Below are 14,238 nucleotides of genomic sequence, written 5' to 3' on the forward strand. Positions count from 1 at the left end.
GGTAGATATCCAAAAATCAAAACCAGCTTAAATCAAGTAATGGTGCCATAGCCAATCTTTAAAAATGGTCATTCCATTTTAGGGAGGGTGCTTTTTTGTGTCAAAATCAGCATCAAAACCCATTTTCGTATAAAAGAGCCTTTCAGAAAGTAGTGAAGATTAGTTTTCTTTTTACGAATATTGTGTATAATAAGATAAAAGCGTTGATGTGAAGAGTATGTTTCTCTTCCCTCTTATCAAGAGAGCTTCGGTAGCTGAGAAGAAGCAAAGAGGAGGAAACAGAAAATGGTCACGGAGCTGCGTGCTGAACGTAACGAAGGTTATCAGTAGGTTTCGACGGGAGTTGACGTCCGTTACCAATGTCACAGTATAAGAGTGTATGCTCCGTACTTGATGAGACGAATAGTGTGAGCTATTCGTAAAATAAGGTGGTACCGCGAGTAACCCTCGCCCTTAGACAATATTGTCTAAGGGCGAGGGTTTTTTTGCTGTGTTAGAGAATATGGTTGATTTTTGTTGAGCAGCTGATTGGATTGGACAGCGATCACACTGCAACTGAAATATTTAACACAGCTTTTAATGAATGGCTCTTTTCGGATATATTGTGGCTATTTCATCTACTTTTTAATTGAATCCTTCATTTATCTGTTGGTTTCAAGCAAAAATAGACGAAAAGCTACAAACCTTGCGTAAACAGCCTAATTTTAAGGAGGAAATAGAAATGACAATATTTATTGGAGGAGCATGGCCATACGCTAATGGTTCCTTGCATGTGGGTCATATTGCGAGTTTGTTACCAGGGGATATACTTGCCCGTTACTTCCGGCAAAAAGGGGAGAGAGTTCTCTATGTGTCGGGAACGGATTGTCATGGGACACCTATTACAATATCGGCGCAAAAAGAAGGGGTCACACCTAATGATATTGCAAATAAGTATCATGAAGAATTCGAGGAGAGTTTTAGACAATTAGGTTTTTCATATGACTACTATACTCGTACTGACGATGAGCATCATCATCGTGAGGTTCAGAACATATTTACCGAGTTGCATGAAGCAGGTTATTTACAAGTAAAGGAAGTGAAGCAAACATATTGTTCAGATTGTGAAAATTTTTTACCGGACCGGTATGTAGAAGGAAGATGTCCGGTGTGTAAATCATACGCACGCGGAGATCAATGTGATGCTTGCTCAACGATTTTAGATTCGGTGGATTTAGAAGAAAAGCGCTGTAAACAATGTGGAGGGGAGCCAATTATTAAAGACGCTGAGCAGTTTTACTTCTTGCTCTCTCATTTTCAAGAAGGAATTGAGAGTTTTTTGAGGAAAAATGGACGTCATTGGCGACGGAATGCGGTTCAACTAACGAAGCGGTATTTAGAAGAAGGGTTAGTAGACCGGGCCGCAACTCGGGACATGGAGTGGGGGATTTCGGTACCGATTGAGGGGTATCATGATAAAAAGATTTACGTTTGGATCGAAGCGGTGGTAGGCTATCTTTCTGCTTCGAAAAAATGGAGCGAGGCAACGGGCGCAGGCTGGAAACCTTTCTGGGAAGGTGACGTGAAGGCTTACTATGTGCACGGAAAAGATAACATCCCTTTTCATACCATCATTTGGCCAGCGATACTGCTAGGACTAAAGCGACCACTTTTGCCGACCCATATTCTTTCGAGTGAATATCTTACAATCGAAAAGAAGAAAATCTCAACAAGTCAAAACTGGGCAGTATGGATTCCAGATTTGTTAGAGAACTACCATCCTGATTCCATTCGTTATTTTCTATGTAGCAACGCACCTGATAAAGGAGATGCCAATTTTTCTTGGCGGGAATTTATTTATAGTCACAACAGTGAGTTATTAGGGGCATTTGGAAATTTTGTGAATCGGACGTTGAAATTTGTCGACAAGTTCTTCGCTGGAAAGCTTGAACCGGCTGTGGTAGAAGAAAGATTCATTACAAAAGGACAATATGTATACAGCCAGGCGGGAGAGCTCCTTGAAAAAGGGGAGACGAAACAAGCGCTTGAGGTTATTTTTCAGTATGTGAGAGCAGGAAATAAGTATTTCGACGAAGAGAGACCGTGGGTATCGATCAAAGAAAATGAACAGAATTGTATTCAAACACTCTGGACTTGTGTCGAGTGGATTCAAAACTTAGGCAATCTATTAGCGCCCTTTCTCCCCACAGCTTGCAAACAATTAAGAGAACAGCTTCAATTTTCACCTGAGCCAAACTGGTCGTACGAATCACTAGCGTCTTGTGAATTAAGTACCGTGTATCCACTTTTTGAACGAATTGATGTGGATAGAATCTGTATTGAACAAGAAAAGCTCCAGCAGAGGTAAAATAAATAGTTCTTTTCTCATGAATCATCCCGATTTTGTTTAATGCGGATATTAGTGGTTATAGAGAAGGGTAGAATAGGGGGTTCTGATTTGTTCACATGGCATGATGTAATTAATATTATGATTTCAGTGCTCATTATTCTTCCCCTAGTTAATCTCATTCACCAATCAGGGCACGCTGTGTTTGCACGTATGTTTGGGGGGAAAGTGGCTTTAACATTGGGAAGGGGTAAGCACTTTTTTTCAATTGGCGAATTAGAGGTAAAAAGAATTTATTTTCTCGATGCCTTTAATCAATATGAAAAATTAAAGGTCGATACAAGATGGTCTCATACTCTCGTTTATGCGGGTGGTGCCTTCTTTAATTTATTTCCGGTTTTGATCGTAAATGCATTAGTCTTTAACGGTTTTATAGAATGGCATCCACTGCTAGACAAATTCACTTATTTTTCGGCGTATTTCATCTTTTTTTCTCTTTTTCCAGTGCAATATAGCGAAGAACACCCGAGTGACGGTTGGGCGATATACTCTATCTGGAAACACGGAATTAAGAGCGATACGATTGATTGATGTTTCCCCTTTTCTCCTCTTTAGAGATGTAGGATTAGAAAAATCGAGTTCATTTCAAAGGAGTTAAGGAACTTGATGCAGAATAGGATAAAGGGAACAAAGGGGGAGCGAGATGGGTGCGTTTTTATTGAGATTTTTCTTTTTTATGGTGATATGGACGGTGTTTTTATTTCCGTTTTGGCAGACTGAACAATTTCCTTTTTTCTTATTTGCTTGCGCTGCGTCAGTGGCGGCATATTTTTTTCTTCCTGTCGTGCAGAAAAAGGTGAATTTATATCTTTTTATCAATAGTATAATTCTCATTTTGGGATTGGTTACTTCGGTTGATTCGTATCAATCTCTCGTTATTTTACTTATGTATCTTTTACTTGAAGGAGTGTTTCGATTATCTGAATCTGCCTACCGTTTGTTGATGATGGTGACGGGTGCAGTCATGGTTCTCTTGCTGTTTTATTGGGAGTTTTTTTCTATTCCATGGTTTATCGTTGTGACCCTTTACTTTTTTGTGACGTTTCTATTGAATCAGGCTGCTTTTCATAGGGCGCAGTCGAGAGAATTATATGAGCAATTGTTGGAAGAGTATCGCCGCATGAAACGTCAAACTCTTGAGAATGAAAAATTGGTTCGACTGGAAGAAAGAACAAGAATAGCAAGAGAAATTCATGATTCAGTGGGTCATAAATTAACGGCGCTCTTAATGCAAATAGAAATAATGATACAAACGAAAGATTTTTCGGTTGTGGATAGTTTGAAGGATTTGGCAAGTGACAGTTTGGCGGAAACAAGAGAAGCAGTCTCTACGCTACATATAGAAGAAATAGAAGGGGTTTCCTCTATTATCGCGCTTATTCGGAAGTTAGAGTCTGAGAATGGAATGTCGATCGTGTTTACGACAAAGCAAGGTGTACTTTCCGTTCAACTGAACGCGGAACAGAGCATTGTTTTGTATCGCGTCATCCAAGAATCCTTAACGAATGCGATGAAGCATACTCAGTCACGGCGGATTGAAGTATCGCTAGGGAGAACGGCAAAGGGGGATATCGATGTGAATATTACGAATCCACTAACAAAGAAGAGGCCGTTTCAATTTGGCTTTGGCTTAACAAATATGGAAGGGAGACTAAGAGAAATAGGTGGGAATTTACGGGTTTATCAGACCGAAGATAGCTTTATGGTAAATGGTTCATTTCCAGTAGAAGGAAGGAAGAGAACATGATACATATTTTATTAGTAGAAGACCAAGCGATCGTGCGACAAGGCTTGAAGATGATGTTAGAACGAGATCCACGGCTGAAGGTAGTGGCAGAGGGAGAAAACGGGCAAGAGGGTATTCACCAATTAGGGAAGCATGCAATAGATATCGTTGTGATGGATATTCGTATGCCCATCATGAATGGGCTAGAAGCCATAGCAGAAATAAAAAAACGCTGGCCACAAGTGAAAATACTCATCTTAACCACATTCAATGATGATGAGTATGTTCTAAGAGCGCTAAGGGACGGAGCCAATGGTTTTTTATTGAAAACGTCTGATGTGCAACAAGTGATTGGGGCTGTACATAGTACGCTAAAGGGCGGCATGAGCCTTCATGAAGAAGTGGCGGCAAAGGTGATGCCAAAACTGCTCGAAGCTAAGCACCATAAAACAACAGACTTACCATTAACTCCACGTGAAATTTCCATCACAAAACGGATTGGAGAAGGGAAAACGAACAAAGAAATTGCACTAGAATTACATTTGTCAATTGGGACCGTGAAAAATCACTTAACGCAAATTCTCCATAAATTAGATTTGCGAGATCGAACACAGTTGGCGATTTTTGCGGTGAGAAATGATATTGCGTAAGGACTCTTATGGAGTCTTTTTTTGTATAGGCTACTTTAACACCAGTGTAGATCACGCTAAAAAGACAGGAATCAAAGGTGAAAAGGGGGATTCCGTTATCCATCATATTCAGTAGCGATAATGTCTGGAAAAACAGTCGTTTTTTTAATGGTTATATTGTCTAGCACTAGACGTCGCTAATTAATGAGCAATTTTCATGAGGATATAACCCACTTTTTCAGTCAAGTCCACAATATTGTGCAAAAGGAATAATTTTGTTGCTCGAAAACAGCCCTTTCTTAAGAAAAAGTGACGGAGGTCATAGAAACAAAGCTACTTTGATGACTGAAGGTAGTGCTCTTTTTTTCTCTTCTTTTGTATAGTGAAAGCAAGAAAACAAAAGGATGGTGCTTGTTTATGATGGAAGTGGTGAATCTGACAAAGCAATATAAGCAGCAAAAGGTTGTTGAAAGCGTCAATATGTACTTGGAAAGTGGGGAAACAGTTGGTTTACTTGGACCGAATGGAGCGGGCAAATCAACGACGATTTCTATGATATCCTCTCTTGTGACACCAACGAAGGGAGATGTTCGACTTCATCAAGAAAGTATATTAAAAAATCCCAATAAATTGAGAAAAGTGTTAGGGGTCGTCCCACAAGAGATTGCTCTTTATAGTGATTTGTCTGCACGAGAAAACTTGGAATTCTTTGGCCGTGTGCACCGAATGAAAGGCAAGATCTTAAAAGATAAAGTAGATGAAGTGTTAAAACAAATTGGATTGACAGATCGCCAAAAAGACTTAGTCAAGACGTTCTCAGGAGGGATGAAAAGGCGGCTCAATATTGGTATCGCACTACTTCATGACCCAGAACTATTGATCATGGATGAACCTACTGTCGGAATCGATCCTCAGTCGAGAAAGTATATTTTAGAAACGGTCAAAAGATTAAACCGAGAACAAAACATGACCATTTTATACACTAGCCACTATATGGAAGAAGTTGAATTTCTATGTGACCGAATCTACATTATGGACAAAGGCGATATCATCGCATCAGGTACACAGGAAGAAATTAAAAACATTCTTTCATCCGAACAAACAATTGTCGTAGTGGTCGAACGGTTAGAGGAGGCCTTTATTCAGCGTTTGAAAGCAGAACCTGTCATTCAGCGAGTGAATGTGGTCGATGAGACCGTATCAGTGGTCGTTCCTAAAGAAGTTCACTTATTTAGCAAACTGTTTAATCTAGCTGAAGAAACGAATACGGTACTAACTTCGATAGACGTGCAAAAACCGTCTCTAGAAGATGTGTTTTTACATCTAACCGGTCGAGCATTAAGAGATTAGGAGGGATAAGGATGCTTTGGGCATTTATAAAAAAAGAACTATTGTTGTTTATTCGAAATCCACGTGAGCTCCTCGTTCTTCTTGCTCTACCATTCTTGTTAATTACTATTTTAGGTTTTGCGCTCGGTGGCATTATGGATGGTGAGAGGACTACTCTTAATGGGAAAATGGCAATTGTGGAGCATGGGAGTGAAACAGAGGATTTTAAAGAATGGCAAACTTATTTACAAGAGTTAGAGCTCCCAAATGAAGCGCAGCAACAACTTTCACAAGCAGCTAAAGAGCTACTTCCAATGAAAATTTTAAAAGAAAGCGTTTTGGGAAGCCGGGAATTCCAACAGTATATGGAAGTTGAAGAACGAAGTGTAGAGGAATTAGCAGAACTAAAGGCAGACAAAACCTTCTCTGCCATTATTGAAGTGCCTGAGGGGTACACCTTTCAAATGCTACAATCGATTCTTCTTGAAGAACAATCAGAAGTACCAACGATGAAGATATTTGTAAATGAAGGGAGACAATTAACATCTAGCATTGTTGAAGACGTGCTTGTTGACTTTCAACGGCAATATTCCTTACTAACGTTATTAGGGAAAAGTAATTTGGTTGAATCAGACTTCATTCCAAGCGTTGAGGTGGAAACATCAGTTGAAACGGTTGCAGAACGATCTTCTTTTTCCTCCCTGAGTTATTTTACAGTAGGAATGAGTATGATGTTTGTTCTCTATGTTGCTTCAAATATCGGCTCTTTTTCTTATCAAGAGAAGCAGTGGAATGTATTTGATCGGATTCTTCTTTCAAATGTATCAAAGTGGGTCTATATGTTCAGCTTAATGTGTGCCGCAATGATTTTAGTAATAGTCCAATTGACGATTATTCTGGGTTTATCAGCCATTATTTATGGAGTTACATGGCCCAATTGGGGAAATGTTATTGTGATTGTTATGGCGTTGAGCTTCGCGGTTGGTGGAGTTGCTGTCCTTTTAACTGCGATTAATTTTCGTACTAATTCAGAAACATTTTCAAGTTTTTTTTCTACGGTAGTCGTCACAATTTTTGCTTTTCTAGGGGGAAGCTTTATCCCTGTAGCTAATATGTCTAGTTTTTTGAGTGTGCTCGGTAATCTAACGCCGAATGGTGCTGCAATGACGGCTTTTCTTCAAACTCTGCAAGGATATGAACTAACAGAAATCAGCAAACATATTTGGTCTATGCTCCTGTTTGGCTTTATCATGATTGTCATATCGATTATTAGTTTTCCAAAAAAGGGGGAATTACGATGAACAGCATTCTTCTTGCAAAAGGAAAATTATTCCTTCGTAAACCATGGACCTTTATTATTATGTTTTTCGTATGTATCATGTTTGCGTATTTTATGGGAAAAGGGAATGAAGCTAAGATTCACGTACCCATTTTGAGTTTATTAGATGAAAATGAAACAGCTCAAATGATGGAAAACCTACAAGTGTCTGATGTCTTTTCTTTTTCTGAAGTGACTCGTGAGGAATTGGAGGAGGCTGTGAGTGAAGGGAATGTAGAAGCTGGTATTCTATTAAATGAGAATGGATTTACTGTGATTCGAGTCAGTGAAACGCCAAATTTAGCGATAATAGAGCGCTATGTAGAATCGGTATACCAAGTGGTCCTACAAAAGCAAGAAATTATCAATATTGCTGGGGAAAGTAGGAGAGGGGATGTTGAAGAAGTATTTCAAAATAGCTTACAACATCCTACGTTCCTAGTAGAAAAGGAAAGTTTTCGAGGCAGCGAAAGCGTTATTATTGATACAAAGCTACAAGGGATTTTTGGTTTTTCGTTATTTTTTGTTTTATATACCATTGCTTATAGTGTAGTTCATATTTTAGAAGAAAAACGGGCAGGAATCTGGGACCGGATGATTCTCTCACCTTTAAAGAAGTGGGAGATGTACACGGCTAACTTACTGTTTAGCTTTGTGCTTGGTTACGTTCAAGTATTGGGAATCTTTCTTGTTTTTCGATATGGAGCAAAGGTAGACTTTCATGGTGCTTTCACCGAAACCCTCGTGCTGTTAGTGCCATATGTTTTTTGTATTGTTGCTCTTTCGATTTTGCTAACCTCTTTATCGAAGAATATGAATCAATTCAATGCACTCGTTCCATTCATCTTCGTAAGTATGGCCATGATTGGTGGAGCGTACTGGCCCCTTGAGATTGTCTCTTCTGATGTGCTTCTTTTTCTAGCGAAACTTGTTCCAATCACCTATGGAATGGAAGCCTTGAAGGGAGCAGCAGTGTATGGATTGAGTCTTTCAGAATTGCTGATGCCGATGAGTGTTCTAACATTAATGGGAGTGGTTTTCATGGGGATTGGGATCAACTTTATGGAAAAACGATAGTGGAAAGCATCTAAACAAGGCCTATTCGTGGTCGTTTAGATGCTTTTTTGCTGTAGGCGCCATCTGTCAAACCTTGTCATAAGGAAAAAAACGCTGATATCCGTTCTCGTCAAAGGGTATTTGTGTGAATTGACTGAACAATCACTCATTTTGTCTCTTTGTCACTAGTTTTGATAACCATTGTCGAAAGGGTTTCAATCCATTCTTATTCTTGCCATAATTAATTTTGCCATAAACGACAGATAATGAAAAAGGAGAAATCAGAATCATGATCGAGGTAATCTCAGAAAGTATTGAATTGAAACGAAGTGAGATGTTGGAGTTGGCCTTTCAGAACGGTTTTTCACATCCTAAAACCGTTACATGCAGTCAAGAATTGGACGAGCTATTGAACAAACATAGGGCTCTGCTGAATAAGCAAGCATTTGTCCTCTGTGTAGACTTCTTATCCACATTCAAATTAGCGCTTAACTTTACATATCAAAATCTAGCGTAAAGAAGTGGGGTTGGTAGCGAGAAAAAATCTTCATTAAATCTTATTTGCTCAACTATCCATCAAGGGGAACATAGCCCCTTGATGAAAGTTATCTGGGAAGAGTAAATAGGGAGAAGATACTTATTATGGGGTTGAGCAACGAATAAGATCTCTCTCATAATGAATAGTCGGAAAAAAATTAATAGGCTGTATTCGCAAAGTTTGTTTCTTTTCGAATCAGTTTATAAACGATGATATAGATTTGTTCCGGAGCATCTTTTCATTTATTTTAGATGTAAATCTCCTGTAAAATGGAGGATTCCATCCAAATTTGACTAAATGGCAATAATATATTCTAAAAATGCGAATTAATAGGACCAGTAGGAAAGAAGAAAGACGAGTGTACCTGTTATTAAGGAAATACCAAGAATCATAAATATAAAATCAATAAATCCATCTAAGAGGACTTGTCTTTGTTGAGCTCGACGATAACTTTTCACGACTTTTCTATGTTGTTTTAAAGACCTCATCTTATAACCCCCCTTTATAGTAATATCGGCTCACCTTTCTATGTATTTACACATTTCGATAAATAACTTCATTATCCTTCCTTTCTGTGAAGAAATTGGCTTATTTTTATCATTTTTCGATAAAAAACTCTTTTTTCAAGCATGAGAAGGGCTCCATCCAGCGGCAGGGAGATAGGAATGGTAGTTCACGATTGCCAAAGCAAATCTCTCTATGTTACAATGAGAACATACGTTCCTTATGGTAGGAGAGTCATGATAGTGAATAAGACCTTTTGGACTACCCATCTACTTAAACAAACGCTGTTTTCGCAAAGATTGTGGCTTTTCGAATAAGAAGGAGTCCCTTGACTTTTATGACTTTGTGTTCTTTTCCTAATGGAAAATTCTTCATTTCTAGATAAATAGGAAGAAATCAATCGAAAAAACCCTATTGCTTGTTTTTTCTTTGTGTCAAGAGCAACAATGTATACGAAAAGAGCCTAAACAAAAGATAATAGGGGCCAATAAATAAAACTAATGATTGTATAAGATGTGAGTTTATCTTTTTTCGAGGTAAGCAGAAAGAAAAGGATAATTCCCCTATAACTGGTCCCCCTTTTCTAAATGAGGTAGACAATATTTTACTACAAAAGTCGGTAAAAAAACTAACGGTCACTTATTAACGAGTCAACAAGAATTAAGCAAAATCACCGAGCTTAACAGGTAAAAAAATGCTCTCAAATCCTATTAAACTATGCATCAACCGGAGAAATTCATTTTGTTCACAAACACATCAAACTTCGTATGCTTGGACTCGTTCGTTTTGCTAATAGTTATGCAGTAGAGGATCGTTTCATTGGTTCAACTGATTGGAAGAAGAACAAATAAAGATTGCTCTTATTTATGAGATATCCAAAAGAAGCGGAGGAATTTTGAGCATTAAGCCTTTATCGACCTCATCAAAAACGAGGATGTAATCGGAAAAGAGAACTTTCAATTATCAATAGGATGGAAAGCAAGAAAAGAGCCCAATTCGTTACATCGCTCTTTTATTTCCCTATAGGCGAGATGTTGAGCGCTTTCTCGGTACCTCTGCACTAGGTTCGTGGTAGAAAACAGACGAAAGAGGCTAAGCAATATTGCCTCTTTCATCGCTTATAGGGTCGAACCAGAGGGAGACTTTGGATGGAAAATCATTGCGGTTATTGGAATGACAAAGATAAATAGAAAAATCAACAAAAGTAAAGTAAGAAAGCTGGTTGTGCTTAACCCCTTTTTCTGTTCGTCTTTATACTTATTATAGAAAGTGTTGATGTCATCATTCCTCGTCACAAGAGTTGAATCGTAGATTGTTCCGCTACTTTCATCATAGTAAAGAAAAGTGTGACGATCAAAAAAGAAAATGGTATCTTGAACTTCTTGGAAATGAACAGAAAGTAATTGGAGTTTTAATCGTTCGGAAGTATCCTCACTAACCTGAATATCGGCCCATGTGTGAATAGTATCAGCAATCACAACCGATTCATTCTTGTACTTAGGGTAGGTATCATCTAACCATGAGTTGGTAGCGGCTTCAGTTGACGGAGAGGCTGTTGCTGCAGATAAAGGAATTGATAAGACAAGAACACAAAACAGCAGTAAACATAAGATTCGTTTCATGTATCCTTCCCCTTTCACGTTTTATTTCATATATATGTAGGAAATAGAGAGAATATGGTTGCTTGTGCATAACTTTGAATCTTGTGTAAGAAAAAAATATTTTCACAGTAGGATATATTTCGTTCAAGAGGTCGACTTCGGGGATCTTTTGGCATTATTTTTAATCTAAAAATATGGGGGGGTTCTATGCGGCAGCTATTTCACAAGAATTCCACATTATATCAATCTAAAGGTAGAATCATGTAAAAAAAGGTGTTTTCGCAAAGATTGTGGCTTTTCGAATAAGAAGGAATCCCTTCACTTGTATGACTTCGTGCTCTTTTTCTAAGGCTTTTTTTGTATCGAAGGTTGCTTAATAATGAAAATCTTTATGGAAATCGTTCTTTTTTCTAAATTCACCTACCAATTGATACGAAAAAATGACCCGAGTTGTAGTTATGTTAAGGATGTTGAGCATATGCGAAAAATAACAATCTTTGCGAAAACAGCCTTTTCTAACGAATGAATTTTTCATTTCGAAATAAAAAATAAGAAATAAAACGAGAAAACTTTACTACCAGCTTTAAACTTTGTACCAGGAGCATGAAATTTCCAAAAAAACTAAAAAAAGGAACTCTGTGAGAGCTCCTTTTTCAGTCAACCAATGGAACAAATAATCTAGATTTAGTCTACTTCTTAATAAACATCTGTGTCCAGTAGTGGCCGTATGCTCCTCCTTTTGCGTAGCCTACTCCCAGATGAGTGTAACTTCCGTTGAGGATATTTTTACGATGTCCCTCACTATTCATCCAATCTTGAACGACTTGAGCAGCTGAGGATTGACCAGCAGCAATATTTTCAGCGGCTGCTGAGTACTGAATGTTAAAGTTTTTCATCATTGTAAACGGTGAGCCATACGTAGGGCTTGTATGAGAAAAATATCCTTTATCGCGCATATCTGCTGATTTATAGCGTGCGACACGTGCGAGTTGCCACTCGTCTCGCAGAGCTGGTAATCCGTATTTGGCTCTCTCGACATTCGTTAATCGTAACACTTCAGATTCAATTGATTTTGTTCTATCAATATTTGGGATCGTAATTTTTTGTCCAGGATAAATTAAATCTGGATTAGGAATTTGCGAGTTTGCATCGATAATTTCAGATAATCCAATTTGATATTTTTTCGATATTTTCCAGAGGCTATCTCCTTTCTGAACATAATACGTATCTGCGGCATAAGATACATTTGCTCCAAATATTCCAAATGACAAGAACAATACGACAACGGTTAAAAGAAACTTAAAATTTTTCATATCCATAACATTCCATGCTTTCTAAGAAAATATTACGTCTTTGAAAAAATTGTATTATTATAAAAATTTATAAAAAGGGGTTATCCCTTTAAAGTAGTGGGTAGTAGAAGAGAAACGAAACGAAAAAAAGAGGTGGAAATATGAATGCTGAGCGTGATAAATTGAGTGATTTAATTACTAAGTTATCAAAAGGAGGAGTGAATATTTCAAAGTCTATACCTCGAAGTAAAATTGTGGAGTCAATGAAAAGTACGCCCGAATTATCTCAATATTATACGGTGAATTCATAGTCTACCCGAGGCATAATTCTCTGAGTCACTCAATATATTGTTGAGAGGGGGAGGGAGTGCTATGCACCAAGTACCGATGTTTGATTTAGAGGCATTAATAGATATTCGTAAAAAAGCAGATAGCATATCGTATTATTGTTTAAGTAAACGAAACGGTCATGATGTTCAACAGTTAAAGGCTGCTTTAGATCATATGAGTCGAGCTCTTAGTATGTTTGCTGAATTAGAAATTCAGCGAATGAAAGAAGAAAACATTAGCTATGATCCTCAGAGCTATATTAAGGGGAGGTTGAACATTGCATTTAATGCTGTGACAACCAGACAACAAAATGATTCGAATACAGCATGAGGCGAGCATCTAACATACCGTTAGATGTTTTTTTAGTCGAAGGCTGTTTTTGGGAAGGAATAGAACAATGATGAACAGGTTTCAGGGTATTTTTTCATATCTACTTGAATTTAATCTCTTCTAATAGTAGATGTTTCTTTAAATTTTATAGTTTCAACACCAATAAATAATACTAAAAGAACCTAGGTGAAAAATGAGGTATGGAGAGGGGGAGAGTATGAAAAAATATGATAAGGCATTATTAATCATGAATGGACAAGCAGGACAAAAAAGAACAGAAGATTTATTATCCTCCTGCATGAGTATCATAGTTCAGCAAACAAATGAAGTGACAGTGGTATTAACAGAAAAGCCAAGACATGCCGAGTCTGTTTGCTTTGATAAAGGTGCGGAATACGATCTTGTGATTATTGTTGGGGGTGATGGAACGGTTCATGAGGTCATAAATGGATTAAGTCAGATAGAAGGAGAACGCCCCGTCGTTGGAATTATTACATCCGGAACATGCAATGATTTAAGTCGTGCGTTATACATACCTCAGAATGTGATCGAGGCTACTAAGCTACTATTTGATGGAGGACACTACCCCGTCGATATTGTTCAAGCAAATGATCGCTGTTTTTCGGATTTTTTAGGAGTAGGCTTAGTTGTGGATACATCTGAAAACATTAATGGACAGATGAAAGGAGTTTTCGGGAAACTAAGTTATTATATTAGTGCACTTCAGCAAGTTCAACTAACAGAGCCGTTTGAATACAAATTGTCCTTCGGAAGTGAAGTGATTGAAGGTGATGCCGTTCTCGTATTAATTGCAAATGGCAACTTTATAGGTACGAGTATGCTGCCCTTATCAACGATACGGATGGACGATGGTGAATTAGATGTATTTGTGGGGAAAGAAGCTGGATATAAGTTGCTAAAGGAATACCCATCAAAAATAGACGGTTGATGCCCCGAAACAAAGCTATATCACCGTTGATAGATTAGTTCAAAAAACAACAAACCTTACAGATTTCCCCGAACGGGAAAGCCCACTCCTTTAGGAGTGGGATGATAGTGAGGTCAGATACGGTGTAGCTTCTGCTACGTTAAGTATCTGAAATACTCCACTTTTTTGTTGCAGTAAACAATATTTAAACGGATAAATTAAAACTATGGATGAATATAGAAGAACTAAAACTACTGTCTCATTAATTAAT

14 protein-coding genes and 1 other annotated feature are annotated in these 14,238 nt (G+C 38.0%); of the genes, 11 read left to right on the top strand and 3 right to left on the bottom strand.

What is annotated here, in order from left to right; translation table 11 throughout:
* Nucleotides 1-194: 194 nt before the first annotated feature.
* Nucleotides 195-458, top strand: a binding site (T-box leader).
* Nucleotides 459-721: 263 nt separating this feature from the next.
* The 8 genes from metG to U8D43_RS20445 all read left to right on the top strand — a co-directional run bounded on the left by metG (nt 722) and on the right by U8D43_RS20445 (nt 8,961).
* Complete coding sequence (gene metG, locus U8D43_RS20410; RefSeq protein WP_335872987.1) at nt 722-2,347, top strand: methionine--tRNA ligase; 1,626 nt, start codon at nt 722-724, stop codon at nt 2,345-2,347.
* Between the two features lie 90 nt (nt 2,348-2,437).
* Nucleotides 2,438-2,917: a hypothetical protein gene (locus U8D43_RS20415; RefSeq protein WP_335872988.1), complete on the top strand. Its 480-nt coding sequence runs from the start codon at nt 2,438-2,440 to the stop codon at nt 2,915-2,917.
* Between the two features lie 112 nt (nt 2,918-3,029).
* Nucleotides 3,030-4,133, top strand: a complete 1,104-nt coding sequence (locus tag U8D43_RS20420; protein WP_335872989.1) for a sensor histidine kinase — start codon at nt 3,030-3,032, stop codon at nt 4,131-4,133.
* Nucleotides 4,130-4,762, top strand: coding sequence for a response regulator transcription factor (locus tag U8D43_RS20425; RefSeq protein WP_335872990.1), 633 nt, complete (start codon nt 4,130-4,132; stop codon nt 4,760-4,762). Before U8D43_RS20420 ends, U8D43_RS20425 begins: the two co-directional genes overlap by 4 nt.
* Before the next feature lie 396 nt (nt 4,763-5,158).
* Nucleotides 5,159-6,091 (top strand): ABC transporter ATP-binding protein, encoded by a 933-nt coding sequence (locus U8D43_RS20430; RefSeq protein WP_335872991.1) that lies wholly within the window; start codon nt 5,159-5,161, stop codon nt 6,089-6,091.
* An 11-nt stretch (nt 6,092-6,102) separates the two neighbouring features.
* A complete protein-coding gene (locus U8D43_RS20435) occupies nt 6,103-7,371 on the top strand; it encodes an ABC transporter permease (protein ID WP_335872992.1) in 1,269 nt (422 codons plus the stop codon).
* On the top strand, nt 7,368-8,465 hold the full coding sequence (locus tag U8D43_RS20440) for an ABC transporter permease (protein WP_335872993.1): 1,098 nt from the start codon (nt 7,368-7,370) through the stop codon (nt 8,463-8,465). Before U8D43_RS20435 ends, U8D43_RS20440 begins: the two co-directional genes overlap by 4 nt.
* Nucleotides 8,466-8,733: 268 nt before the next feature.
* On the top strand, nt 8,734-8,961 hold the full coding sequence (locus U8D43_RS20445) for an aspartyl-phosphate phosphatase Spo0E family protein (protein ID WP_335872994.1): 228 nt from the start codon (nt 8,734-8,736) through the stop codon (nt 8,959-8,961).
* Nucleotides 8,962-9,308: 347 nt separating this feature from the next.
* Here the strand turns inward: U8D43_RS20445 and U8D43_RS20450 are convergent, their stop codons facing one another.
* The 3 genes from U8D43_RS20450 to safA form a co-directional block, all read right to left on the bottom strand.
* A complete protein-coding gene (locus U8D43_RS20450; protein WP_335872995.1) occupies nt 9,309-9,470 on the bottom strand; it encodes a hypothetical protein in 162 nt (53 codons plus the stop codon).
* A gap of 1,134 nt (nt 9,471-10,604) precedes the next feature.
* Entirely contained in the window at nt 10,605-11,108 is a 504-nt protein-coding gene (locus U8D43_RS20455) for a hypothetical protein (RefSeq protein ID WP_335872996.1), read from the bottom strand.
* Between the two features lie 668 nt (nt 11,109-11,776).
* Nucleotides 11,777-12,400, bottom strand: coding sequence for a SafA/ExsA family spore coat assembly protein (gene safA / locus U8D43_RS20460; protein WP_335872997.1), 624 nt, complete (start codon nt 12,398-12,400; stop codon nt 11,777-11,779).
* Nucleotides 12,401-12,540: 140 nt separating this feature from the next.
* Here safA and U8D43_RS20465 point away from each other — a divergent pair, with 140 nt between their 5' ends.
* The 3 genes from U8D43_RS20465 to U8D43_RS20475 all read left to right on the top strand — a co-directional run bounded on the left by U8D43_RS20465 (nt 12,541) and on the right by U8D43_RS20475 (nt 13,988).
* The gene (locus U8D43_RS20465; RefSeq protein ID WP_335872998.1) at nt 12,541-12,690 is read left to right on the top strand and encodes a hypothetical protein; all 150 of its coding nucleotides are present in this window, start codon (nt 12,541-12,543) and stop codon (nt 12,688-12,690) included.
* A 61-nt stretch (nt 12,691-12,751) separates the two neighbouring features.
* Nucleotides 12,752-13,039 carry a hypothetical protein gene (locus U8D43_RS20470; protein ID WP_335872999.1) on the top strand — a complete coding sequence of 96 codons (288 nt, stop codon included), beginning with the start codon at nt 12,752-12,754 and terminating at the stop codon, nt 13,037-13,039.
* A 217-nt stretch (nt 13,040-13,256) separates the two neighbouring features.
* Entirely contained in the window at nt 13,257-13,988 is a 732-nt protein-coding gene (locus U8D43_RS20475) for a diacylglycerol/lipid kinase family protein (RefSeq protein WP_335873000.1), read from the top strand.
* Nucleotides 13,989-14,238: the final 250 nt, after the last annotated feature.

The organism is Bacillus sp. 2205SS5-2, assembly GCF_037024155.1.
Taxonomy (GTDB): Bacteria; Bacillota; Bacilli; order Bacillales; family Bacillaceae_K; genus Bacillus_CI.

Coding starts and splice junctions, on each gene's coding strand:
- metG (WP_335872987.1), top strand. CDS start 722: ATGACAATATTTATTGGAGGAGCATGGCCATACGCTAATGGTTCCTTG.
- U8D43_RS20420 (WP_335872989.1), top strand. CDS start 3,030: ATGGGTGCGTTTTTATTGAGATTTTTCTTTTTTATGGTGATATGGACG.
- U8D43_RS20425 (WP_335872990.1), top strand. CDS start 4,130: ATGATACATATTTTATTAGTAGAAGACCAAGCGATCGTGCGACAAGGC.
- U8D43_RS20430 (WP_335872991.1), top strand. CDS start 5,159: ATGATGGAAGTGGTGAATCTGACAAAGCAATATAAGCAGCAAAAGGTT.
- U8D43_RS20435 (WP_335872992.1), top strand. CDS start 6,103: ATGCTTTGGGCATTTATAAAAAAAGAACTATTGTTGTTTATTCGAAAT.
- U8D43_RS20440 (WP_335872993.1), top strand. CDS start 7,368: ATGAACAGCATTCTTCTTGCAAAAGGAAAATTATTCCTTCGTAAACCA.
- U8D43_RS20445 (WP_335872994.1), top strand. CDS start 8,734: ATGATCGAGGTAATCTCAGAAAGTATTGAATTGAAACGAAGTGAGATG.
- U8D43_RS20450 (WP_335872995.1), bottom strand. CDS start 9,470: ATGAGGTCTTTAAAACAACATAGAAAAGTCGTGAAAAGTTATCGTCGA.
- U8D43_RS20455 (WP_335872996.1), bottom strand. CDS start 11,108: ATGAAACGAATCTTATGTTTACTGCTGTTTTGTGTTCTTGTCTTATCA.
- safA (WP_335872997.1), bottom strand. CDS start 12,400: ATGAAAAATTTTAAGTTTCTTTTAACCGTTGTCGTATTGTTCTTGTCA.
- U8D43_RS20465 (WP_335872998.1), top strand. CDS start 12,541: ATGAATGCTGAGCGTGATAAATTGAGTGATTTAATTACTAAGTTATCA.
- U8D43_RS20470 (WP_335872999.1), top strand. CDS start 12,752: ATGCACCAAGTACCGATGTTTGATTTAGAGGCATTAATAGATATTCGT.
- U8D43_RS20475 (WP_335873000.1), top strand. CDS start 13,257: ATGAAAAAATATGATAAGGCATTATTAATCATGAATGGACAAGCAGGA.